Here is a 24,141-nt window from a genome sequence, read left to right on the forward strand (position 1 = left end):
GATTTTTGCGTGTCACAAGTGCAATGCTTTGAGATGGGAGCACCGTTCTCCCTCAGCAAGAGAACGAAAAGAAGGAAGGGATGCATGGATTTGGGCTTTCAGGCAAGGCAGGGGGCGGATTGGTACGCTGCCTCCTTGTTGACGCAACGCATGTCAAACGCTATAATGCGTGCTATGCAGGATATCCATACAAGAGGTAGCTCTAAGATAAGTCTTATTTTAGGAAATAGAGTACCTTTGTTCTAATTTGCCTCTTCTCACTGCTTCTCTGATGTTTTGACAAGGATTCGGAGCCTCTATTGACCTGAATCCTTGTCTTCTGATTGTTCCTATCCAGATGAATTTACACTATCTGGCGCAGATTAGTCTCTCTGAGCATCTTCAACCGGCTAACTCTCCGTACTTCCTCTTGCCAGCAATCGATCAATCTCGGTCAATTGCCGCTGACTGAGGGGCCCGAAGTGCATCGCGGCTGCATTCTCTTCTACCTGTGCACTCGTCTTGATACCAGGAATGGGGAATGTGCATTCACTGCGAGACCAGATCCAACTGAGTACCCCTTGTGCCAGGGAGCGTCCGTCGCTGGTCAAGATTTCACGGACCTTGTTCAGTTGTTCTAGATGCACTGGCATCCGTTCGCTGTTGAAAGGATTCCAGGAAAGCTGTGATTTTCGGATGTCTTCCTGCTCGATCTGCTCTCTTGATGTATACTTTCCAGTCAGCAGGCCCATTGACAAGGGGCCGCGATTGATGCTTGCGAGATTATATTCCTTGCATACAGCAAGCATAGCTGGATTATCTTCAAGGATATTGAGTGTGTGCTGGATAGCAGTACAGTGCTTGCCCTGGGCGAACAGGCGTGCTCGCTCTGGATCATCGGTGCTCCAGCCATAATAACGGATTTTGCCCTCAGTCACCAATTGTTCCAATACCTCACGAACCTCTATTGCCTTGTTAAGTTCGTAATCTCCGAAATGCAGTTGATAGAGATCTATGTAGTCTGTTTGGAGGCGACGTAAGCTCCCCTCACAGGCTTGGCGAATATATGTCTGGGGATCTAATTGAAGTTCATCCAAACCACCCGTAATTTTGCGCGTTTCTTCATCGAACTGCTTGCCAACTTTTGTCGCGATGAAAACATGTTGACGCTGTTTGCCGAGCGCTTGCCCAAGAATACGTTCACTATGTCCACAGCCATAGACGCCAGCCGTATCAAAAAGAGTCACACCCACTTCCACGGCACGTTGAATAGCTCGTAGAGACTCTGCATCGTCTACTTGTCCATAACCACGAGGCGAATCTCCTTCCCAAAACGGTCCTCCAATTGCCCAGCAGCCTATTCCCAGGGCGCCTATCTTTATGTCACTTCTTCCAAATGTTCGGATCATCGTAGCCTGCATCAGGTCTCTCCTTTGATAAAAATACAAGAAAACGGTTTTCCAGTTCTTAGGGATGCGTCCGCATCTTACATCTCTATTGCTTCCCTCCACATCCTCCAAAAGATGCATGCCCCAGAATGATCGTCCCCCTCATTTTCTACCAAACTTACCAAACTCAAAAAGAATCATTCCTACCAACAGCCTCGACAATCTCCAGGTCATCACCTCCGCCATCCCCTAAAACCCCTTAACCTTGCACATAAAAGCGAAGCCTGGCAACGCCTCAACCTCTCGCAAAACATTCCAGATGTATGATCTTTTGGAGCATGGCTCACGTATAACAAATGTGGTTGTGCCGGGTGGAAAGTGCTGTCTTTCAATGAGATCTTTGTGAGGGAAATCCTGATAAAGAGGATATATATTATATTAAGGAATGGAAAGGAAAGGAATCTATGCAAGAGAATAGAGTGGTGATCGGTGTCTTTCATGATCGAGCGCAGGCTGAGCAGGCGTTGCAGGAGCTTCGGCAGACAGGGTTTCGCGAGGATCAGCTCGGATTTCTCATGCGCGAGGGCAACACACGCGTCGAAGATGTTCCCGCCGAACAGCCCGAAGGCAACTCGACAGCGGGAGCGATTGCTGGCGGAGTAGTCGGCGGAGTAGCTGGCGCGGCCGCTGCATCGCTCATCCCTGGCGTTGGCTCCGCTATTGCGGGAGGCATCCTGCTCTCTGCCGGTGGAGCTGTCCTGGGAGCGGCAACCGGTAGATTTATTACCACGTTGATGCATCTTGGAGTGCCAGAGGAGCAGGCACGCGCCTACGATCAAGAGGTCCAGGTGGGCCGCAGCATCGTCATTGTCCAGGCCGATGAGCGACCGCTAGAGGCATTCCAGATTCTCAAACGCAATAGCGCCTACGATCCCGGTGCGCCCGTTGATATCGTGCAAGCACACGATCCCGAAGCAACCGCGAAACTGGAGGAGCCGTAACGGTTTGCCCATTCAATAGCACCTGGCCCCATAGTGGAACGTCGTTTTATTGGAGAATATCAATAGAACCATGTTCCACTGTATCTTCGTTGCTTCTCCAACCTTGTTTCTTCCGCACTTCGATCAGCGTCAGTGGCACCATCACTCGGATGCTATACTGCCTCGCTGGTGTTGCAGTACATAGGAGTCTTTTGTGACGATCAGGCCGTTGCGAATAGTCAACAGATCAATCGCGTCGAAGCTGAGATCAGCGCCTGCAAGGGTCGATCCTGTAATGATAGTCTCGAAGACAATATGCGTATCCCCACAATGCAAGCTACGGATATCGAAAGATAATATCTGGTAGGTGGCTAATTGCGACGCAAAGATGTCATGTACTGCCTTCCAGCCCCTATGCGGGCCGCCAAAGCCGTGTAAGTGATACACAGTATCCTGGGCATGCATGCTCATGATTGCGTCGAGGTCGTGACCGTTCCATGCCTCGCCGTAACGTGTTGCCAGCCGCTGCAACTGAGAGATATTTTCGATAGTCATATGGATAGGCCTTTACTTTCAAGAAAAAAGTGTGTCTGGATGAACAGATGTTTCGTAGGAGAAGTCCCACCCCTGGAGCGTATTAAGAAATGAGGCTGGCTCGAATGCCTCGCTCGGAGCGAGCGCCCCCGCTCGACTAAAGCCATGCGCGATCAGACGCAATGCTGCCTCAACAGCGATTGGAGCCGTGATCCCAAAGATATCCACGCCACGAGCGAAACCGTATCGTTTCTGCTGGCCCGCGACCGCGTGTACCGCAATGGTGAAACTGGACTGGGCACGCTCTTGTGATGTGGCTGCTTTAGGTTGCGTGGTGATCGCATCGATAGTTGAGGTAGCCATCAACGCGTTGATTTGTCGTGTGGGAAGGTGTCGTGGAAGCGTAACCGTTTCGCCTAATGGATATCCTTCCATGACTGGTATAGTGCCGATGGGGGCCGGAAACGAAAACGAAGAGAACTGTGAAGGGCCAGTGCGAGGTATCACAGAACCGTCCCTGTAGACCAACCGTTCTTTCCCTATCCGCTCCAGAGTGCGCCATCCGCTGGGATTGAATAACCACCCGTCAACAGCATATGCAATCGTCAGGTCGTCAAGTGGAGCAAGTGAACTCCCCACCAGGTGAGCAAGCATATCTCCCAACGCCCCGTAGAACCCCATTGTCGGTAGAACCACCACGCCCGCCTGGCGCGCCGAAGCATCGAAGCGTTCGAGCAACGTCTGGATCGTTCGTTGTTCGGCGGCGGAAATGTCGATATAGTGAACTCCAGCAGTGATTGCTGCGGCCACCAGTGGTTCAGCGGTGAGGCCAAATGGTCCAGCACAATTGATGATCGCAGCACTGTCTGCGACAAGTGCGTATAGTGATTGGGGGTGATCAACCTGTGCCACACGTACCAATGCCTCTTTCCCGATTTCTGCCGCCATGGTCACCAGGGCGCGTTCATCACGCCCGGCAAGGATTGGCGTGTAGCCTCGCCGCCGCAATTCCTGCACAACTTGCCGACCGGTATAACCTGTGGCACCATACACCACAATCTGTTCCATAGATTTCATCTCTTCCTCGCTTTCAAGTTATGGTCTTATCACCTGTTCAGGGAACCCCTCTGTGATCCGCTCTCGTTTCCTAAGCTTTGCACATAGCAGCTCAGATGTTCGACTGCCTGGTCCATGTAAATGAGATCGCCATAGAGTTTGCTGAGCATAATAGCTCCTTCCAGCGTCGCGATAAGGACAGTAGCAACCATATCAGGTTTCGTTTCTGGTTGGAGTTGCTGTTCCTCAATGCCCTGTTTCACTGTCTGGGTAATGAATGTTCGCCACTGCGAACTCGCTTGTTGCGCTCGTTCCCGCAAAGCAGGATTGGTGTCGTCAGCTTCCGTAGCTGTATTGAGTACAGGACAGCCTCCCTGAAGGAGTGGATCATAGATGATACTGCGAAATACCAATACAACAGCCATTAAGCGATCAATGGGGTGGTGTCGATCCTGAATGATCTCGTTGAAGCGCTCCTGGATCAGTTGCCGTGCAAAATCGAACGCCTCAAGAGCAAGAGCTTCTTTACTGCCAAAATGATTATAGATTCCACCTTTTGTCAGCCCGGTGGCGCGAGTCAGGGCATCCATTGAGGTACCAGCATACCCAGAGATGCTAAACACCTGTGCAGCTTCGCCAAGAATTGCCTGACGGGTCTGTTCTCCTTTGGACATATTCTTCCTCCTTTTATAATAATACCGACCGGTCGGTATTATTATAAAACAGAAATGAGGCTACGTCAAGAAGAGAGCATAGGAGGGCGCTATCTCTTCATTTATCTCTCTCTACGAGATTACTTTGCTGCGAAGCAGGAGAGCGGTGGTCACGCCGCTACTGGTTAGCCGGCTCTCCATCATTTGCCTTTTTTGTCTACAATACTCCTTAAATGTCACCAACCTGCACCAAAGTAGTTCCTTTAGCATGCCCCAATGGTCCCTCTTTTCAACCTTTATTGCCCTCTTGCGTATAGTAAACTAAGGAATAAGTGCAGTCAAACATTGCTTCCAATGAATAAGTTGCTGGAAATTTCCAGAAAGGATTCTACTATGAAAATAACTATTGGCCCTCTCTCTTTCGATATATTGCTGCTTCTCCGTCTCTGGTTGCCGCCAATTGTGTTTATTGTTGTGTGTACGGTTCTATTCTTCGTGCCTTTTCACATGCTTTTGCTTTTCCTCGATGATGTCGCTCCTAATCTCATTGGTACGGCGTGGTTGTCACTTCTCATCTTCTACATCATTGCTGGCATCACCTTTACCTCCTTCTACGCCCGCTTTCTTCGTACTTCCTTTATGTCAGAAGATGGGCGTGTCCAAAGAGGCACGGCGGTCTTGAGCGGCTTGCCTTTTTATGCCCTCTGCTTCCTTTTCTTGCTGGATATGTTGTATTGTCTGTTTTCTCCTGATGATGTGCCTGGCCTGGCTGCGTTCGTCAGTGTGGTTGGCTTTGTGGGTTTCGCTCTTGTCTCGGCTGCTTACTTGCTGCTGTTACGTTTCCTTTTACGCCGCTCAACTGTGATTGCCCATCAGTAGTATGAAACTATGTGTGGTTAGCTGAGAAAGCCGCGCAGTAAATTGGCGGTTGCCATAACATGCTCTTCCATCTCTGCACGGGCGCACTTGCAATTGCCCGTTGCAATTGCCCTCACGATTTTCTCGTGCTGCTGATTTGAGTGACGCAACGAGGCATCCAGCAGGGGAAACGCCGTTAATAGGTCGTTGAGTTGCATGTGGATATCGGTTACAGCGGCAATCAGCGAGCGAGACCCTGTCAGTTCGGCGATGGCAAGGTGGAAACGTGAATCAAGGCGGCGGTATTCGGATCGAGGAAGGGACTGGATTTCTTCCTGTAAAGAGCACAACCATTGCGCGTCGGCAGGTTTCGCTCGTTGGGCTGCGAGTTCGGCTGTGGCGGGTTCGATGACCCAGCGGAAATCGAGAATGTCCGGCAAGTAGTCTCCCATTTCCTCTATCAAGCGGCGTGCGTCCGCTTCTGAGGCTTCGGAGGTATGGTAGACCACAAAGGTTCCCCCGGCACGACCGCGCCTGGCGCGCAAATAGCCTGCAAGCTCAAGGGCGCGAATAGCTTCACGCAGCGTCGCACGGCTGATTTGAAACTGGGCGACCATCTCCCGCTCTGGTGGCAGCTTCGAGCCGGGTGGTACCACGCCTAATTTGATCGCTTGTGCCAATCGCTCGATAGTTTCTTCAAATGCATTCACAGAGCGGACGGGACGGAAAATCACATCATAAGGAGTAGATTCTCGTGCATGCCCCGCAGGTCGTTCTGCGGGAACTGATTCCGCTTGTTTCACCAGACTTCCTCCTCTAGCTGCTGCCCTGATAAGCGACCAGATGTTCATTCATCCAATCGGTTCGCACTTCCAGAAGTATTTCCCCTCTATCCTCTTACCAGGGCTTTCCAATTCTCCCATCTAGCGGGAGTGCAGAGGGCGGCAGCCCTTTGCCGGGGTGCGGGGTGTCCCCGCAAAAAACTTTTTTCTTCTCTTTTGCGCGCCGCCGCAGGCGGCGCGCGAAGGAGGGAAGGAAACTGGGGACGCCCCAGGCCCCGGCAGGGAGACCCCTGCACCCCTTTGAGCGGAGAACTGGAAAGCCCTGATCCTCTTACCACGTCTCTTGACAGAAAGCACCAAACTATTTATACTTCCTTTAAAGGACTGACCTTTATACCTTTATCAGTATACTTCCCTTGCAGGGAGGTTGCAAGTGCTTCCCCGTGCCCGACATCTCGACAAAAGGAGGTGACTGGTCCCCGCTCAGCATTTTCTATACTGGCATCTTTTTGCTTTTTATTGACCTCGTAGGCATCCCAACCGCTCTATTCTCCTTTCTCCATCCCATAGTATCCACAGGAGGTGTCCAGTGCCTTCAACAAACCGTACGACCAGAGAAGAGTTACTCACCCAGGACATCAAGCGCCTTCACAGTCTGGGATATGCGCAGGAACTATTTCGGACAATGGGGGGCTTCTCCAATTTCGCTATTTCCTTCACGATTATTTCCGTTCTAAGTGGCTGTCTGACCTTATTTTATACCGGGATTACCACCTCCGGGTTCGCAGCTGGCTCGATAGGCTGGCCGCTGGTGACGATCTTTGTCGTCATCGTCGCCCTGGGTATGGCCGAACTCGCCTCCGCCTATCCTACCGCTGGCGGCCTCTATTTCTGGGCATCCAAGCTTGGCGGGCCTGCCTGGGGCTGGTTCACCGGTTGGTTCAATCTGATCGGCCAGGTCGCTGTGACGGCTGGCATCGATTATGGTCTGGCGGTCAGCATCGATGTGTTGCTCAATGCCTGGTTCCCCTCGTTTCCCGCGACGCTTGGCTCCGTCCTCGCTATTGATCCCGCGACCCAGTGGACAACGCTGGCCATTTACGCGATTGTCCTGATCCTGCATGCCATCCTGAATATCTTTGGTGTCCGCATCGTTGCTATCTTGAACGATGTCAGTGTATGGTGGCATATTGTCGGCGTCCTCTGCATTGGCGGTGGCGTTGTTGTTGCCACGCTGATCGGACAACAATTTGATGGTGCAGGTTTCGCCGCGCATGTTGCCTCACAACCATTGAACTCTGCCGGTACGCTCTTCTCGCTCGATCCCAAATATAATGCGACGGGCTTCCCCATCTGGTATGCCTTCCTGTTGGGATTACTGCTGGCGCAATACACGTACACTGGCTATGATGCCTCGGCCCACATGACGGAAGAGACGGTTGGAGCTGAGACCAGAGCGCCCTGGGGTGTGGTAATGTCGGTTGTCGTCTCGGCCTTTGCAGGTTATATCTTGCTCATGAGTCTGCTTGCCGCCGCTCCTGATCTCACCAAAGCTGCCGGATACATCAATCCCGTGCTCTACATTCTGGAAAGTCGCCTGGGCCATATTATCGGTACTCTCTTCTTTGCTCTCGCGGTTGGGGCGCAATTTTTCTGTGGCATGTCTTCAATCACTACCAACTCGCGCATGATTTATGCCTTCTCGCGCGATGGGGCGATGCCTTTTTCCAATACCTGGCACCACCTCGATAGAAGCCGTACCCCGCGCAATGCCATTATTCTGGCGGCCTCCTGTGCGTTTATTCTGGCTATTCCAACGGTCTTCAATTTTGCAGCTTATGTTGCTATCACCTCGATTGCGACGATTGGCCTCTATCTTGCCTACGCCTCGCCCATCTTGCTGCGTATTTTTGCCAAAGATTTTCAGCCCGGCCCCTGGCATCTCGGCAAATGGAGCAAGCCGATTGGCGCGATTGCCGTAATCTGGGTGATCTGCATCGCGCTTCTCTTTATGCTGCCAACCGCCAACCCGATCACGCCAGTCAATTTCAACTATACTCCTATAGTAGTATTGGGAACGTCGATAATCCTGGTAATCTGGTGGTTCGTTAGCGTGCGCCACTGGTTCAAGGGTCCACACATTCAGGGGTCCGCCGCCGAACTCAGCGAGATAGAGCGGCAGGTCGGTGAAGCGCTCCACGTGGATACTTCTATAGAGCAAGGTCTTGCGGGCGGCCAATAAAATAAGTAGCATTTGGTCAAGATAGGAAATGATCGTAAGGGGAGAGAGGATGTTGGGTCACACGTAGCGACAAGGGGTGGTTGGGGGTCTTGGCGGGGGCCTTGCGCTTGTCGCCCCCGCCAAGACCCCCAACCACCCCTTGTCGCTACGGATGAGCGAGAGTCTTCTCTCTTTCCTGGATGTGCCAATCAATAAGAAGTGGAGTAAATAAATGAGATTAGCGAACAAAGTTGCCATTATTACAGGATCGGCGGGTGGCATGGGACAGGTTGCTGCTGAACTATTTGCGCAAGAGGGGGCCAGTGTGGTTGTGACAGATCTCAATGTGCAGGCGGGCGAAGAGACCGTCCAGCATATTAGGCAAGCAGGCGGTACCGCGATCTTTATTCAGGCAAATGTTGCAAAAGAAGATGAGGTCAAAACGCTGGCGCAGAGCGCGATTGACGCCTATGGTCACGTCGATATCCTGTACAATAATGCGGGGATCATGCCTACCGAGGATACGAGCGTGATTGAAACCAGCGAGGTGACCTGGGATAAGGTGCTCGATGTCAACCTCAAAAGCGCCTTTCTCTGCTCAAAATATGTCATCCCTCACATGATCGAACAGAAGCAAGGCTCGATCATCAACGTCGCCTCGTTTGTGGCCTTCATGGGTTGCACCGTGCCCCAGGATGCATATACAGCCTCGAAAGGCGGCATGCTCTCGTTAACCAAGTCGCTTGCCGTGCAATATGGACAATACAATATCCGCTGCAACGCGATTTGCCCCGGCCCCATTGAAACACCGTTGTTGCGAACGCTCTGGACCAGTGAAGATGCACGCAACTTGCGCTTAAATCGTATTCCTCTGGGGCGCTTTGGCGAGGCAAAGGATGTTGTCTATATGGCCCTCTATCTTGCCTCCGACGAGTCCTCCTGGACGACGGGAGCCTGGCTCACGGTTGATGGTGGCATTACCTCCAATTATTTTTAATCTTATTTCTCACTCGATTCTCTACCACTGGCCCCTTTTGATTCAAAAGAAGGGAAAGAGACATGGATATTACGACCATCAAGCAACTCATTGAGGACGGGAAGATTGAGTATATCAAGATTGGCGCGTCCGATATAGAAGGCGTCTTTCGAGGAAAACGGGTGGCTGCGCGCTTCTTCCTGGATTCCTTATCCGATGGTTTCGCGCAGTGCGATGTGCTGTTTGGATGGGATATCGCAGAAAATGTGTTGACGGACCTCAAATTTAGCAACTGGGAGCGCGGTTTTGCCGATATTGTGATGAAACCGGACCTCGCCACGTTCGCGCCTGTGCCCTGGGAAGAACAGATTGCTTCTTGCGTCTGCGACCTCTGGACAGAACATGGTGATCCCGTCGCGATTTCCCCGCGCTTCGTCCTGCAAAACGTCATCAAGCGAGCGCAGGCAATGGGCTATGAGCCGATGGCCGCTGCCGAATTGGAGTTCCGTTTCTTCCGCGAGAACCAGATGTCGCTGCGCGAAAAGGACTTCGGCCCCAACCTGACCCCGCTCAATCCAGGCACAAATTGCTATTCGATCAGTCAGGCCAGCGCGGACGATCACCTGCTCGGACGCATTGCCCGGATGATGCGCGATCACGGTATTGAGATTGAAGGATACAATCGAGAACACGGGCCGGGGATGTATGAGATGAATATCCGTTACGCTGATGCGCTGACCGCCGCCGACCGCACGATGCTCTTTAAAACCGGCGTCAAGGAAATCTGTCATCAGATGGGCCTGACGGCAACGTTTATGGCTAAATGGAGCGATCAGGAGGATGGCAGTAGCGGACATTCCCATATGAGCCTGTGGGATCGTGGCCTGGAGCGCAACCTGTTCTGGGATGAGGCCGCCGAAGGCCATATGTCTCCTACTATGCGCAGTTTCCTTGCCGGTGTACTGCATGCATTACCAGACTTCATGGTCCTCTACGCCCCGGTAATCAATTCGTATAAGCGCTATATCGAGGGCACGTGGGCACCGCTCAACACGACCTGGGGCATGGATAATCGCACCTGCGCCGTCCGCGTCATCAATAATGGGCGTCGTGCTGTGCGCCTCGAAAATCGCGTGCCGGGCGCAGATGCCAATTTCTATCTCGTCTTTTCGGCGATCCTGGCGAGCGGCCTCTATGGAATCGAGCAGCAACTCACCCTTCCAGAGCGCCTTGCGGGCAACGCTTACGATCCCGCAACCATTGCTCAGGCCATCGCCGATGGACGTATTCGACCGCTGCCCCGCAATCTTGCCGAGGCCACAAGCCTGTTTGAGAGCAGCGAGGTGGCGCGAGAGTTCCTGGGTATAGATTTTGTTGAGCATTTTGTTACCACGCGCCGCTGGGAGGTGAAAGAATACGAGAAAGCCGTCACAAACTGGGATCGCCGCCGCTATCTCGAACTGATATAATATACTAGTAAAAGATGTAATTAGAATTGTACGGACCTGATTATGAATTGTAACAATTTACAAGAGGGATGTTCCTGGATTATTTGGTTAATCTTCATAATTGATGCATCCGGGAAAGGTGGGGAGGCAGAGGATGTTGGGTCTCTCGTAGCGGCAAGGGGGGGTTGGGGGTTCTTGGTGGGGGCCTTGCGCTTGTCGCCCTCCCCAGGCGCTTCATCGCTGCTGGCACGTCGCGAGAGGGAGAGGACCACTCGGGGGCGAGAGCGACAAGCGCAAGGCCCCGCAGCCCCTCCACACCGCCCCTTGTCGCTACGGGTAATCTAACATCCTCTGTTTCCTCACCTTTCCCCTTTCAATTGCCGGATGCACCAATGATCAGGTCCGTGCAAATTATGCGATTCAAACGATTCGGGAGTTATGCCCGCAACTCCCACACATCCAACCCGTGCAGCCTGGTTGTTCCCTCATTGGAAAAGATGCTCATGCCAAGTTGTTGAGGTGCGGAATGATAGAAACGTTCGGTTATGCATTGCCGATTATCGATGAAAATCTCCAGCACCGAGCCATCTATAAATATGTGCAGCGTATGACGCCCCGGTTCTAATGCACACTGCTCAGTTGATTGATGATTGCCTGCTGTTTGTTCGATGCTGACGCCTGTTTCCTGCAAATTGATCTGAAGGCGCTCGTCAGGATAGCTCTTATCTTCAATGCGTACCTCACAGTGGCCGCTGTACTCGATCTCCAGGAGTATTTCGAGAGCGTTGGAGGAGAATTGTTCGCTGATGAGTTGCTGACACTCAATGAGTTGTGGCGCAATCTGGTGGTGGCGATGACGTAAACTTGTGAGTTCCGCAGCAGGTTCCATTGATAACGCGCCGTCTCGTAGCGAGAGGATGCGTGGCAACGACATCACCCCGGCCCAGCCCGCAGCTTGCAATGCCGCATCGTCCCGACCCTCGCGCAGCCAGCCAAAGAGGATGCGCCGCCCCTGCTCATCTCGAAACGATTGAGGCGCATAGAAATGCATGCTGGCATCCAGGACGCCTTGCTGTTCCGCCGTGAAGGTGAAGTTCTGATAGCTGCCTATGAAATAATATACCAGACCATGCGGAATCGATGAGATGGTCAGAACATGCTTATCGCCCAGCGGAAAAAAGTCGGGGCACTCCCACATCGTCCCGGTTTCATCCTTATTGCCAATACATAGGGGATGAAGATATTCCCAGTTGATGAGATCAGGCGAGCGATAGAGCAGGGCCGTTCCACCAACCCCTTGTATGCCCGAACCAATCAATTGATACCACTGATCCCCTTCTCGCCAGACGCAATGATCTCGATACTCCACAATATCCAGATCTGGCGGCCAGCCTGCAATGACCGGGTTGCCAGCGTATTTCTGCCAGGTCCGTAGATCATCGTCGCTGCTGGTAGCAATGCAAGGAAGTTGGCGACCATGTGCATTCCCGCTATAGATGAGCGTGGGCGTTCCCTGGTTATCGACAAAGCAGCCTGACCAGCAACCTTCCTCATCAGGTCCACCTCTGGTAGGTGCCAGCGCAATTGGCAGATCGGTCCAGTGAATCAGGTCCGAACTCATCGCATGGCCCCAATGCATGTTGCCATGCAGAGGACTATCAGGATTATGTTGATAGAACAGGTGATAGTTGCCTTTCCATTGGACGAGACCGTTCGGATCGTTCATCCAATAAGCGGGAGGTTGGTAATGATAAGTGGTACGCTGGTGATCCTTGTTTTGCATGGTATTCCTTATGCTTTTTTCGTGGATCTCCCCCGTTTCGTAGTTTCCCGATTTATCGGGAGGTGCGCTACTTCCGTCCAGGCTGGTGATGCCCTCCCGATAAATCGGGAAACTACGAAACGGGGAAGGATTTCTGTTCCAGTTATTTGCGATGCGCAACGTACAGAAGTGCAAGATGTCCTTTCGTGATTCGTCCACCATAGTTTGTGTTGATTAAATCAGCGATATCGTGATAGAGGCGGTCGCGTCTCTGCTGCTCCAATATCCGATGGTTGGAATAGGTGTCCAGCAGGCGCAGATAACTGGCGGCATCGTAGGTCACATCCCAACGGTAGCGACGTACCGTGACCTTGCTAAAGAGACCGGTCTGCTCAATCTCTGTTTTGGTTGGTTCTGTGACCTCATGGGACCACAATAACGGGCCGTATTTCTCCGGCTGTTCGGGCACCTGTTGCATATAGATCTGCTGCACCTCTTCAAAGAAGCCCTGGGATGCCTCGCTCTGTACATGCACGTGCCAGAACAGCGCGATGGCTCCAGATGGCTTGAGCGCCTGTGCTGTTTTCTGATAGGAGATGGCGGGATCGATCCAGTGGAAAGCCGTTGCAGAAAGTGCAAGGTCAAATGCTTCCTCTTCCAACTGCCAGTCCTCAAACGCTTCTGTCTGGATATTGACCAGAGGATACGCTGCCAGCTTCTGGCGAGCAAGAGCGGCCATATTTGCGCCAAGCTCGATACAGAGCATGTGATAGCCTCGCCGTGCCAGAGGAAGCGTTGCCTGCCCGGTTCCGCATCCAATTTCAAGGAGACGCCCGGCTGCTGGAAGCACTGAGAGCGTCACGATATCGTCAAACAGCGCCTCCGGGTATCCTGGACGTGCCTGATCGTAGAGCAGCGCATCCTGATTAAATGTGGTTCGTAGTAGCATTTTATCTTGTGTCATCTCGCCTCCTCGCGAAACTCGTATAGCTATCAAATGCTGTGATATCTGATGTGGGCATAGAGGAGCCTATCTCATTGTACGCATCTGCTTGCGCGCTGTTCAAGGCTTATCCGTTCTTTTCTCCTGTAGGGAAGCGGAGGGGGATGGCGGCATGGTGAAACAGAAAGGTCTCATTGCTCGTGATTATGAACGATCCGGTTCGCGCTGAAAGGAGCAGCGGTAGGCTTGCGGCGAGGTCGAGAGGAAGCGGTGAAAATGCAGGCGAAACGTGGCCGCAGAACGAAATCCACACCGTATCGCCACCCGCTCGACAGATTCGTTGGTGGTCTCTAAGAGGCGTTGAGCCAGGAGAATGCGCTGCTGGAGTACCCATTGATAGGGAGTAGTTCCCAGGGTTGCCTGGAAGCGGCGCGCAAAGGTTCGTGGACTCATCACGGCCCGATCCGCCATGTGCTCCACACTGATATCTTCATCCAGATGAGCCATGATCCAGTTAAGCGTCGCGCTGAACAACTCGCCCTCATCTGAGACGGAGGGCAGAGGCGTCTCTATATATTGTGCCTGCCCGCCCTCGCGATGCGGAGGAACCACCATACGCCTCGCTATGGCCGTCGCGATTTCAGCCCCATAGTCCTGACGCACCACATGGAGCGAGAGATCAATCGCCGCAGCCGTGCCAGCCGAGGTAAGAATCTGTCCATCATCGATATAGAGCCGCTGGGGATCGACCTGTACCCGGGGATAGTGCGTTGCCAGTGTTGTTGCCCAGGCCCAATGGGTAGTAACGCAGCGACCATCTACCAGCCCGGCGGCTGCCAGCAGGAATGTTCCTGTGCAGAATGAGACAATGCGTGCGCCTCGTTGATAAGATTGGCAGAGAGCCTCAAGCAGCGCTTCTGAAACGGGTGCGAGGCCCGGACGCGGCCCTGGAATAATGATGGTGTCTGCTTCCCTGACATGTTCAAGAGAATAGGGCGTTGTGAGCAGGAGGCCGACAGAACTGCGAATAGGCCGCTTGGCATCGGCACAGATCAGGAAACGATACCAGGGGACTCCAAGTTCGGGATGTTCAAAGCCGAAGACATCCGTAGCGACCCCCAGCTCAAAGGGATTCACGGAGTCGTAGATGAGAACCGCAACGGTATGCATGACGTTTCTTGCTGCTCCTTGTCTTCGTTGTCATTGGCAGAAGCGTTCCCATGATGGCAGCATCATAACATATGTACAGGTTCCTGCCAAATCAACCTGAGCAAAGTCAAAAAGAAAACCTGATCTTTCTCCTGAAACGTTTCTTCGGGCAAGATTCCCTCTATCGCGTATCCCGAGAAAAGGGAGGTAAAAATGTGCTGTGGTATACTATATATACTTGATAGATGAAAAGGAGAAAGAACAGATGCTATTTTCGCAAGACGAAAGTGAGAAGCCAGCATCACAATCCTCAGACTATGATCACCGAAGCCCTCCCCCTGTCGCGCAGGATCTCTTTGCGGCACCGAGACGAACAGTACTTGTCGTCGATCTGAATCCCATTATGAAAGATTTGATCCAGGAAATTCTACAATCAGAACACTTCCATGTTCTTTTTGCACGTGATACTGAAAGTGGACTTGTAAGTATTGCAGCTCATCATCCGCAACTGATCCTGCTCTCCAACCATTTTAGGCGTGTGGATGGATATCGTCTCTGTCGGATGATACGCCAGACGCGGCACCTTGCCAGGCTTCCTGTGATTCTATTTGGGAAGCAAGAGAATACCCCCATTTCTGCTATGAGAGGCCGTCTCGCCGGATCAACTGATTTTTTGAGCATGCCATTTGCTTCGCAGGAGCTTGTGCAAATGATCAAGAAGTATCTTCCTAAATAAGGGGCTGCTAATAGTGGGAACCACACCCCGGAAGAGGTCACTAAACGAGCCTGTACACCGCGATTTCTAGGGATGTTTTTGTGGTGGCGCACAGGACGCCCGTTCGATGAGAGGAGTAGCAAGCTCGACGCGAAGCGTCTCGACCGATTCGCCATCGAGCAGGCGCAGCAACATTTTGGTTGCGACCCGTCCCATTTCGAGTAGTGGTTGGCGTATGGTGGTCAGGGCAGGCGTAACCCACTCAGCATAGGGCATATTGTCGAATCCAATCACGCTCATTGCATCTGGTACAGCTATTCCTCTCTCATGCAAGGCTCTATACACCCCGAGGCATTGCTCATCATTGCCCACAAAAACAGCCGTTGGCGGTTCTGGTAGCGCCAGCAGGTGCAGCATCTCTTGATGGGCTCGCTCTCCATGAAAATCGGCAAAGCGTATCAGAGCAGGATCAACCGCGACACTCGCTTCCTGTAAGGCGAGGCGATAACCAGCAAGCCGGTCTTGCGTACAGGGATGTGAAGGTTCCCCCATGATTACGGCAATACGGCGATGGCCGAGAGAGAGGAGATACCGGGTAGCCAGCCTACCGCCCGCCCAGTTGGTCGCGCTGACTGAAAGATCGTCTGGCCCCAGTTCACCAAAAGGATCGACGACTACAAATGGAATGTGGCGACGGTTTAGCTCTTGCAGGTAGAGAGAGTGCTTATCGGCGAGAACCAGGATCGCACCATCTGTTGCACCATCAGAGAGCTGTTGCCTCCATAGTTGCTCGCGCTCTCTATTAGCATGGGTGGAAGCAAGCACAACACGTACCTCAGTGGAGAGGAGAGCCTCTTCGACTCCACGCAAAATTTCAAAGGCATAGTAGCTGTTGAGTTCGGGACCGACGAGAAAATCGATCTGTCCACTCCTGCCTTTTCTAAGGGACCGCGCTGCTCGATTGAGGACGTATCCTTGTTCGGCCATTGCTCGTTCCACGCGTTCACGCGTCGCCTGAGCAACGTCTGCGCGCTGGTTGATCACTTTTGAGACTGTCGCAACAGAAACTCCCGCAACCGCTGCAAGTTGGGCCATAGTCAGCGGTGCCTTCGGTGAAGGATTCATCATCGCTTTCTTTCTCTTTTTCGATAACCATTTCTCTCTCTTTGCACCAGTATAACGAGCTATCTATCATTTTGTCAAATAATAATTGGCCTGGTTGAGAGTATATTTTTCTTGACACCGTTGGTTTCCCCATGTTATGCTCAAAACAACATGTTAATTATCGAAATGGATTTCGTAAAGTGTTTGCGACGGCGAACATTGCCCTTTCCTAGAAGAGGAGGAACGCATCGATCATGAATACGACTAATCCCTTATTGCAGCAAAAGCGCCGCTTGCATGGCTTCGTACTTTTTTGCGTGCTGGCAGCTCTGCTCTGTACCCTCTTTCTAGAGGCGCTGGACAATACGATTGTTGGTCCAGCTCTGCCGCATATCGTTCAACAGTTTCAGGGGACTGACCGTTATAGCTGGGTTGCGACTGCATACCTCCTTACTTCTACGATCGCGATCCCCATTGTGGGGAAATTTTCCGATCAGTTTGGACGGAAGTGGTTTTTGCTCAGTGGGGCGAGCGTGTTTCTTCTGGGTTCGCTTCTGTGTGGCCTTGCGCAAAATATGGATCAACTGATTGTTTTTCGCGGACTTCAAGGTTGGGGAGCTGGTGTTGGTATGACATTGGTGGCAACGACTATCGGCGACATTTTTCCGCCAGATGAGCGTGCCCAATGGCAAATGAGCGTTAATATCGTATATGCTCTCGCCAACCTTTTTGGTCCAGGTCTTGGTGGATGGTTCACCGATTCTGGTCCGTTGCTTGCTCCAATGGTTACAGTGGCCACGCGTTGGCGCTGGATCTTCTACCTGAATCTGCCTCTCGGTATCATCGCATTGGCAACTTTGCTTATATATTTGCCTGCCACACTCTCTGAACGTAGCTCCTCTCTGACTGGATGGGAGGCGCTCCGCCGCATAGATCTCACTGGCACACTTTTATGTGCGGGAGCGACAACATGTCTGTTGCTTGGGCTGACCTGGGGAAGTAGCCAGACCTATGCGTGGGCGTCATTGCAGGTAGACGGCATATTGGGGGCCTCAGCCGTGCTCTTGTTCTTTTTCTTCCTGGCAGAACGTCGTGCTCGCGAGCCGATCTTGCCATTGCACCTTTTTCGTAACCAGATCTTTGCGGCTGATGCGCTTCTTGCCTTGCTAGTGTATATGATATTGCTCGGCCTGGCTGTCTATCTGCCCCTCTTTCTGCAAGGGGTGTTGGGTATATCCGCGACCAGCGCAGGGATGAGCATCACACCCTTTCTCATCTGTGTAACAGTGGGAGCAACCCTTTCCGGCTGGTTGATTGCTATCCTCAAACGCTATCAGGTTGTTATTATAGGGGGAACGTTCATCATGACCTGTGGCGTTTTTTTGCTGACACAACTGACATCAACAACCGGACTCCTGGCAGTAATCGTCGTTACATCAATGGCCGGGCTTGGTATTGGCTCGATTTTCTCTGTCCTCTATGTTGCAGCGCAGAATATACTGCCCCCAACTCAACTTGGTGTGGGGAGTGGAGTTGTGCGCTACTTTGGTCAGATTGGTTCAACCCTGGGGGTGGCCCTGGTTGGTATGGTCGTTAATCAATCACTGGACAATTCCGGCAGGAATGCAGGTGATGGACTTGCTACGGCTCTCCAACACGGTTTTCTGGCCATTCTTGTCTTCTGTGTTATAGCTCTCCTGGCTGTATTCTTTCTTAAAGATCCCTCCATCGTGCAGCAGCCTGGTAGATTGCCAGAGGGTCAAAAAGGATAAGAAACGAAGAGAGGTTCTTGAACGTTGATTCGTATTTCCCATGCAATATTGCTTTTGCTCTCAACTTGGTGATAGACTGCTTATATTCTCATGTACGACTATAAAAGGAGGATTACCATGAACGATACTTCGGTCGCACGCTTTCCTCTGTGGGTATCTATTGTGGTCATTCTCGGCGCTCTCTTGACCCTCGCTGGCGCGTTGATCGGTAAGCTAGATCCTGCGCTGCTGACAAACGGGAGTATCGCGACTGAAGCGGTGCGCGTCTATGCAGACTATATGTTTGCACGGAATCTCGCTCTTGCGATCATGCTGCTGTTTCTCCTTGGTGTGAGGGCGAGGCGGATGCTAGCGGCCTTCATGGTCCTGATCGCTCTCATTCAGCTTATTGATATAGGGGACGATCTGGCTCGGGGAGCATTGCTGCTCGTACCTGGTCTGCTTGTGTTTGTCATCGTGTTTTTGCTAGGATCGTGGCGGCTCTTTGGACGGGCATTCTGGCACATCGATGCATGGCGTGAGGGTGGGGAAGCCTGACTATTCATCAGGATCGAGATCGAGACCTCAATTACTCCTGAGCAAAAAGCCGAAATGGTGCATAAAGCAATTGCCTTACACCTTTCGGTAGAAGCCGAGCAGCAACGCCCTGAAATTGCGCTCGTTCATTTCGGAGCTATCATGGATGCCCGGGGATATCGACTGGAAGATATTCCAGGAGAGTTGCTCCATCCGATTCTCGAAGCCTACCCTCGACTTGGCTTCAAGCAGGCGTTTGCTGAAGTGCTGATGGAGCAAGCCAGAAAAAAGCCAGCCTCGGCCACTGCTGAGGCTATCAGGAATGGCGCGCTTAACGGACTTCTACAAGCCCCGTTTCCTGACTGACCACAAAGCAGCTCCGGCAACTGGCTTATGAAGAAGTTCCTGGTAAAGAAATTGCGTTCCCTTGTTGATGGTCTGCGATCAGGCGGAGTTTTTGTGTGCGAGAGAGCGCTTTAATCGCGTGTTCAATCCGTAGCGCCTCACTCTTTGTGGGAAAGGTCCAGCAGGCAAGCAGCGTAACCGGACGGTGAGCACGTGTGTATCGAGCGCCTTTGCCAGCATTATGTAGTGCAATGCGTTTCGCGACATCAATTGTGTATCCTGTGTAGAGCGCACGATTGGCGCATTGGACAATATAGACAAAGTATGTCTGATTCACAGAGACTCCTCTTCCTCGCCCGCGTGGTCCCATTGAACCCTGGCAAAGTTCGTTGCTGTTTGCTCCATCAACGCCTTGACAATTTGCCAGGGAATCGCACGCAGATCAGCGCCCTCGAAAGTTGCATGGTCCACAGTGGCCTGTTCCAGATTCGCCCCTTGCATGGTCGCATAGGTAAGATTGGCGCAAAACAGGTTCGCGCCTTGTAAGTTGGTCTGGCTTAAGTTGGCACCAAACAGGGTTGCAGAGCTCAGATCAGCATGACTCAAATTTGCACCGCTCAGATTGGCCCCCCACAAATCAATGCCGGGCATCTGGGCAAAACTCAAGTTAGCATGACCCAGATCTGCATTGCTTAACTCGGCAGGGTACAGCTCGACCTCACCGGACTGGGCACTGCTGATTTCTTCCTGGTGGAGCACAGCCCAACCCAGAATGGCATGGCTCAAGTTCGCCTCTGCAAGAATAGACCCTTTGAGGTGAGCACCACTCAAGAGAGCGCCGCTCAAGTTGGCCCGGCTCAGGTTGGCAGGACGCAAGGTTGCTTTGCGTGGGTTCGCTTCACTCACGTATGGCCCGTTTCGCCTGTTTGGATAGCGTTTGCCATAACTCAGATTGGCCTCGCGTAGATCGGCGTTGCGTAGATCAGCATCACGCAGGTCTGCCCCGCTGAGCCTGGCAAGGTAGAGGCTGGCCCCACTGAGGTCGGCATCGCTCAAGTTGGCTCCGCTCAGATTGGCTTCATTCACGTTAGCTTCGCTCAGGTTGGCCCCACTGAGGTCGGCATCGCTCAGATCGGTCGTGTCTCCTCGCACTCTGGCACGCGCTAGTTCGGTAGGACTGAACGTGGCAGGACTGAGATCAGCCTCGCTGAGATCGGCCCCGCTCAGGTTGATGCCTCGTAAACGAATGCCGTACAAGAATGCCTGACGAAGATCAGGATGGATCTCTGGATGCTGTTGTCGCCATCGATTCCACCTTCCTCGCTTCCATGAAGCACCAGCCGCCTGTTTGAGTCGATCAATGTGTTCCGGATTCGCCATCGGGTGTCACCTCCGGCTGTTTTCTCTGCCTGGAGTATACTGGCGCGTTCGCTACAAGGCAAGTGGGAGAGCACAGCCCTCGCGGTCTGGGATTGAGCGGCCGAGAATGTGAGACACTAAAGATAGGGCCATGTGTGGATTGTGTATTCTTTTAGCCAGGGATCATCGAGTATCGTGAAAGAATGAACTGCTCGATCCCGCCAGCGTAAGAGGCCCATCGATCCTTGTTCAAGCACCAATGTATCGCGTTCCCGATGCAGATCTGCCAGTTTGACTGAAAGCGTGATGCCATTGCTATCAGTGCGCACCTGGGGCGGACCTCCATAGTGGCCAAAGAAATGGTAAGCAGGTCTGTCCCTATCTAGAATGTCTTCGATCTCCTTCATCCCGCTCGCACTTTTCCCGCTGTACCCAAAGTGGGCGAAATTGGGGCGCGCATCGTGGGTCAGCAGGATATCAACCGGGCTGCGTTGCAGATGGGCAAGCTTTTCTGCTTCATAGTGCTGAATATACTTGCTTTGTTGCTGGTCCTCTTCTCCTGGTGGCGCGCCAATCCGTCCAACCCCCATGATCGTGATCTGCTCATCCTCACGCTGGAATAGCCAGGGCAGACCCGTTTTCAAGTTGTACACCCGCTTGTAAGCATCAATGGGAAAGATGGGTTCTTCGCTCTGCTGCTCAAGGCCATCGAGCCAGTTGTGATCTTCGTGATTGCCGCGCACAAAGATCATCGGGCATGTTGTCTTGTCCAGGACCAGGGCAACTGTAGGATCATAACGGCAGAACTGTTTCAGGAACCCGAGTTCTGTTGGATCATGCTCAGCATACCGGCGCGTGGCTTTGTCCAGTCTTTCCATCGCGGGAAACGCGCCCAGATCACCGGCCTGCAATATCAGATCGATGGTCTCTCCAGTCTCCCTCTGCCAGCGCTCACAAAGCTGGAATGCGAGCAGCAGCCTCCCATGCAGATCTGCAAAAATAGCGATATTCATACACCTTCCGCTTCTGGTTTAGCCAGATGTACGCGACTCTTCAACGCTAAATGCCTGCTTGCTTTTGCTCAGGCCTAGTTTTGCAACGTCTAAGGCCGTCTGGTCGCCGAAATCTGCGATAAACAACTCAAGTGATAAATACTCGTGATAACCTGCTTGATCGAGCAACCTTGCGATTTCTGCTGCGGGAGCAATGCCATCGCCAGGAAAGACGCGATCTTTATCCTGAATCGTCGCTCGATCCGGGACTGCGGGATAATCATTGGCATGTACGATTCCAATGTTGCGGCCCTTGAGATAGGCCAGATTATTGACCGCGCTGCCGCCGGTATACATGTGATACGGGTCCAGCAAAATCTTCACATCGGGCAACCCGCTTTGTAGGGCAACGGAGAGCGCATCGCTGAGCGTAGAGAGTTGCCTGGCTCGGCCCCAGAACTCCAGATATGGCTCGACGCCTGTGCTGTGACCAATCTCCACGAGTTGTGCAAAACAGGCGGCCATGTCGTCCAGTGTGACATGCTCAACATTGCCAAATGGCGGGGCGGCAATAGCTGGACATCCCAGTTGTGCCAGGAGGTGCATCTCCTTTTCTGCCTGGACCAGTCCTTGTTTGCGCGCGGTTGCTTCAGCATCAGCCCAGGTGAAAAAGCTAATGGCGTTGACGATGGCGATACCCAGATCGTCCCCATAACGCTTCAAATCCTGGAGGTTTCCTCCATCGGCAAGATATTTCTCTATGTCGCGCATCCACAACTCAATGCCTTCATAGCCAGCTTCGGCGGCAATCTGCACCTGTTGCCTGACATCCAGGTGAAAGGGAAACAATGTAGACGCATTTAAAGCCATTTTGAACGGGAACATCGGCGATCCTTTCTTGCTGAGTCGTTGGAAGGAAGAGCGGAGGTGTCCCCCCTTTTTTCAGCATCGTCCAGCGATAGAAATTGCTGTTACCATCACGCTGCATCCTGTCGCTGAGCGGTCGGAGGGAACATATTCATTATTGGATACAGTATAGCATATGCTTTGACGATCCGATATTTTTGCGGGTGAATCAACAGGGCTTTCCAAATCTCCCATCTAGCAGGAGTGCAGAGGGCGGCAGCCCTTTGCCGGGGTGCGGGGTGTCCCCGCAAAAACCTTTTTTCTTCTCTTTTGCGCGCCGCCGCAGGCGGCGCGCGAAGGAGGGAAGGAAACTGGGGACGCCCCAGGCCCCGGCAGGGAGACCCTGCACCCCTTTGAGCGGAGAACTGGAAAGCCCTGGGTGAATCAATCTTTCGCAAATGCATGAGATAGACGTTTCAAATACCTCTATCCCAGGAAGATAGAAGTAGGCGCTTCTGTTTCTCTGATTTTATCAATTTAGCGCTTGAGGTACCAAAAGTAGAGAAATATTTCTCTACTTTTGGTAAAAAGGTAATAGTGAAAACGTTATATTTTATTCATTTTATAGCCCTGAATGCTGAAACGTTGCCTTATCACTGAATGTCTCTTTCACTTGCGGGTCGTGGCTTCGACGCCATTCAGGTGAGTCTGCGCTGAAGACCACATGTGATCTCTGGGAAAATTCATCGAGAGCAAGGTAGGGAGCCGTTCGCGGTGCTGAACGGAGCATCGAGAAGATCATCATGAGCATGAGCTTGAACTGGGTGGCGAAGCTCCGTCTGGCTTCTGGGGTGGTGGCAGCGTAGCGTCTCGCGATGGTCTCAAAATCCTCTGCCTCTCTCCCGGTGATGCGGCGAACAACGTCTGTCGGCGCATTGACGGCAAACGCATTCTTCTGGTAATCGATAACGTACTGCTCATAAATGGCAAGGTTGTAGAGAGACAATTGGCTTCTCATAATCTTCGACAGCATCTGCATCGGAGTATTGCGGTATGTGACCTTCCGTCCAAGTACTTTTCCGAGGATTGCCGCGATTTCTTGCGGGGATAACAGCTTTGGACCTGTTGGGCGATACGTCTTTCCTGCGTGTCCTTCTGGCCTGGCGAGAATCTCAGCCACCACACGGGCCATATCTTCATTGGAAGGAGGCGCGTTGAGGCCAGAGCCGTAGGGCAAGGACAATAGCCCAGATTGAGCAGCGAAGGGTAAGAATTGCATCTCGTTGTCCGCGAAAAAACCAGGGTTAATGAAGGTTACGGCGGTTCCAGGTAACAACTCAAACAACCTGTCTGCCAGCCAGGTCTCGCGCGTGTGGATGGAAGGGTGATTGGGATTGGACAGCCACATGCTCATAGCGACGATGGCTTCCAATTTTTGCTCAGCCGCGACTACTGTAAAGATGGTTGCCGCTTTGAGATTACCCGCCTCATTTGGAACACAGAAGTAGGCACGCGTGGCACCTGCCATTGCTGTTCTCATATCGTTGATGTCCGTGAGCGAGCCGACGACGATATCCGCTCCTTTCGCTTTGAGACGTTCGCTTCGCTGATCTGCTTTATGTACAAAGGCAGTCACAGGAAAGCCTTCGTCCAGGAGTTGAAGAACAATGGGCATGCCAGTTCTTCCGACGGCTGCTAGAACAAGGATTCTTGGTTTACTCATGAGATGTAGTTCCTGCTTTCATGCATCTTATTTATTGTTT

The 24,141-nt window shown here is 52.4% G+C and carries 23 protein-coding genes; 9 read left to right on the forward strand and 14 right to left on the reverse strand.

The annotated features are described in order from the left end of the window. Positions 1–389: 389 nt before the first annotated feature. Positions 390–1,400, reverse strand: a complete 1,011-nt coding sequence (locus tag K3T83_RS46230; RefSeq protein ID WP_220209909.1) for an aldo/keto reductase — start codon at positions 1,398–1,400, stop codon at positions 390–392. Positions 1,401–1,831: 431 nt separating this feature from the next. Here K3T83_RS46230 and K3T83_RS46235 point away from each other — a divergent pair, with 431 nt between their 5' ends. Continuing rightward, positions 1,832–2,368 carry a general stress protein gene (locus K3T83_RS46235; protein WP_220209910.1) on the forward strand — a complete coding sequence of 179 codons (537 nt, stop codon included), beginning with the start codon at positions 1,832–1,834 and terminating at the stop codon, positions 2,366–2,368. A 141-nt stretch (positions 2,369–2,509) separates the two neighbouring features. Here the strand turns inward: K3T83_RS46235 and K3T83_RS46240 are convergent, their stop codons facing one another. From K3T83_RS46240 to K3T83_RS46250, 3 genes are read right to left on the reverse strand one after another with little or no spacing between them, the layout of a single operon-like run. Continuing rightward, positions 2,510–2,902 carry a nuclear transport factor 2 family protein gene (locus K3T83_RS46240; RefSeq protein ID WP_220209911.1) on the reverse strand — a complete coding sequence of 131 codons (393 nt, stop codon included), beginning with the start codon at positions 2,900–2,902 and terminating at the stop codon, positions 2,510–2,512. Between the two features lie 18 nt (positions 2,903–2,920). Continuing rightward, positions 2,921–3,949 (reverse strand): saccharopine dehydrogenase family protein, encoded by a 1,029-nt coding sequence (locus K3T83_RS46245; protein WP_220209912.1) that lies wholly within the window; start codon positions 3,947–3,949, stop codon positions 2,921–2,923. A 38-nt stretch (positions 3,950–3,987) separates the two neighbouring features. After that, positions 3,988–4,611, reverse strand: a complete 624-nt coding sequence (locus K3T83_RS46250) for a TetR/AcrR family transcriptional regulator (protein ID WP_220209913.1) — start codon at positions 4,609–4,611, stop codon at positions 3,988–3,990. 372 nt (positions 4,612–4,983) lie between these two features. Here K3T83_RS46250 and K3T83_RS46255 point away from each other — a divergent pair, with 372 nt between their 5' ends. Beyond that, a complete protein-coding gene (locus K3T83_RS46255) occupies positions 4,984–5,469 on the forward strand; it encodes a hypothetical protein (RefSeq protein ID WP_220209914.1) in 486 nt (161 codons plus the stop codon). 17 nt (positions 5,470–5,486) lie between these two features. On the opposite strand, the gene K3T83_RS46260 is transcribed toward K3T83_RS46255, so the two are convergent. Continuing rightward, positions 5,487–6,251 (reverse strand): FadR/GntR family transcriptional regulator, encoded by a 765-nt coding sequence (locus K3T83_RS46260; protein WP_220209915.1) that lies wholly within the window; start codon positions 6,249–6,251, stop codon positions 5,487–5,489. Between the two features lie 664 nt (positions 6,252–6,915). Here K3T83_RS46260 and K3T83_RS46265 point away from each other — a divergent pair. The 3 genes from K3T83_RS46265 (at position 6,916) to K3T83_RS46275 (ending at position 10,896) form a co-directional block, all read left to right on the forward strand. Next, on the forward strand, positions 6,916–8,472 hold the full coding sequence (locus K3T83_RS46265) for an amino acid permease (RefSeq protein WP_373324750.1): 1,557 nt from the start codon (positions 6,916–6,918) through the stop codon (positions 8,470–8,472). A 211-nt stretch (positions 8,473–8,683) separates the two neighbouring features. Next, entirely contained in the window at positions 8,684–9,448 is a 765-nt protein-coding gene (locus K3T83_RS46270; RefSeq protein ID WP_220209917.1) for an SDR family NAD(P)-dependent oxidoreductase, read from the forward strand. 62 nt (positions 9,449–9,510) lie between these two features. After that, complete coding sequence (locus K3T83_RS46275; RefSeq protein ID WP_220209918.1) at positions 9,511–10,896, forward strand: glutamine synthetase family protein; 1,386 nt, start codon at positions 9,511–9,513, stop codon at positions 10,894–10,896. A 415-nt stretch (positions 10,897–11,311) separates the two neighbouring features. Here the strand turns inward: K3T83_RS46275 and K3T83_RS46280 are convergent, their stop codons facing one another. The 3 genes from K3T83_RS46280 to K3T83_RS46290 all read right to left on the reverse strand — a co-directional run bounded on the left by K3T83_RS46280 (position 11,312) and on the right by K3T83_RS46290 (position 14,750). Further along, positions 11,312–12,658, reverse strand: coding sequence for a glycoside hydrolase family 32 protein (locus K3T83_RS46280; RefSeq protein WP_220209919.1), 1,347 nt, complete (start codon positions 12,656–12,658; stop codon positions 11,312–11,314). A 142-nt stretch (positions 12,659–12,800) separates the two neighbouring features. Continuing rightward, entirely contained in the window at positions 12,801–13,601 is an 801-nt protein-coding gene (locus K3T83_RS46285) for a class I SAM-dependent methyltransferase (RefSeq protein WP_220209920.1), read from the reverse strand. 183 nt (positions 13,602–13,784) lie between these two features. Further along, on the reverse strand, positions 13,785–14,750 hold the full coding sequence (locus K3T83_RS46290; RefSeq protein WP_220209921.1) for a helix-turn-helix domain-containing protein: 966 nt from the start codon (positions 14,748–14,750) through the stop codon (positions 13,785–13,787). Positions 14,751–14,994: 244 nt separating this feature from the next. On the opposite strand from K3T83_RS46290, the gene K3T83_RS46295 reads away from it, so the two are divergent. Further along, positions 14,995–15,465 carry a response regulator gene (locus K3T83_RS46295; protein WP_220209922.1) on the forward strand — a complete coding sequence of 157 codons (471 nt, stop codon included), beginning with the start codon at positions 14,995–14,997 and terminating at the stop codon, positions 15,463–15,465. Between the two features lie 66 nt (positions 15,466–15,531). On the opposite strand, the gene K3T83_RS46300 is transcribed toward K3T83_RS46295, so the two are convergent. Continuing rightward, positions 15,532–16,572: a LacI family DNA-binding transcriptional regulator gene (locus tag K3T83_RS46300; protein ID WP_220209923.1), complete on the reverse strand. Its 1,041-nt coding sequence runs from the start codon at positions 16,570–16,572 to the stop codon at positions 15,532–15,534. 230 nt (positions 16,573–16,802) lie between these two features. Here K3T83_RS46300 and K3T83_RS46305 point away from each other — a divergent pair, with 230 nt between their 5' ends. The 3 genes from K3T83_RS46305 to K3T83_RS46315 all read left to right on the forward strand — a co-directional run bounded on the left by K3T83_RS46305 (position 16,803) and on the right by K3T83_RS46315 (position 19,202). Then, entirely contained in the window at positions 16,803–18,320 is a 1,518-nt protein-coding gene (locus K3T83_RS46305; protein WP_220209924.1) for an MDR family MFS transporter, read from the forward strand. Between the two features lie 117 nt (positions 18,321–18,437). Then, positions 18,438–18,857 carry a hypothetical protein gene (locus K3T83_RS46310; protein ID WP_220209925.1) on the forward strand — a complete coding sequence of 140 codons (420 nt, stop codon included), beginning with the start codon at positions 18,438–18,440 and terminating at the stop codon, positions 18,855–18,857. Between the two features lie 54 nt (positions 18,858–18,911). Beyond that, positions 18,912–19,202, forward strand: a complete 291-nt coding sequence (locus tag K3T83_RS46315) for a hypothetical protein (protein WP_220209926.1) — start codon at positions 18,912–18,914, stop codon at positions 19,200–19,202. A gap of 25 nt (positions 19,203–19,227) precedes the next feature. Here K3T83_RS46315 and K3T83_RS46320 read toward each other — a convergent pair whose 3' ends face one another. The 5 genes from K3T83_RS46320 to K3T83_RS46340 all read right to left on the reverse strand — a co-directional run bounded on the left by K3T83_RS46320 (position 19,228) and on the right by K3T83_RS46340 (position 24,101). Continuing rightward, entirely contained in the window at positions 19,228–19,551 is a 324-nt protein-coding gene (locus K3T83_RS46320; RefSeq protein WP_220209927.1) for a GIY-YIG nuclease family protein, read from the reverse strand. Then, positions 19,515–20,561, reverse strand: a complete 1,047-nt coding sequence (locus tag K3T83_RS46325; RefSeq protein WP_220209928.1) for a pentapeptide repeat-containing protein — start codon at positions 20,559–20,561, stop codon at positions 19,515–19,517. The genes K3T83_RS46320 and K3T83_RS46325 overlap by 37 nt, the downstream gene beginning before the upstream one ends. A 116-nt stretch (positions 20,562–20,677) precedes the next feature. Then, positions 20,678–21,553, reverse strand: coding sequence for a metallophosphoesterase family protein (locus K3T83_RS46330; RefSeq protein WP_220209929.1), 876 nt, complete (start codon positions 21,551–21,553; stop codon positions 20,678–20,680). Positions 21,554–21,571: 18 nt separating this feature from the next. Then, the gene (locus K3T83_RS46335) at positions 21,572–22,417 is read right to left on the reverse strand and encodes a sugar phosphate isomerase/epimerase family protein (protein WP_220209930.1); all 846 of its coding nucleotides are present in this window, start codon (positions 22,415–22,417) and stop codon (positions 21,572–21,574) included. Positions 22,418–23,000: 583 nt separating this feature from the next. Next, entirely contained in the window at positions 23,001–24,101 is a 1,101-nt protein-coding gene (locus tag K3T83_RS46340) for an NmrA family NAD(P)-binding protein (RefSeq protein ID WP_220209931.1), read from the reverse strand. Positions 24,102–24,141 lie beyond the last annotated feature (40 nt).

The organism is Reticulibacter mediterranei (genome assembly GCF_016587455.1).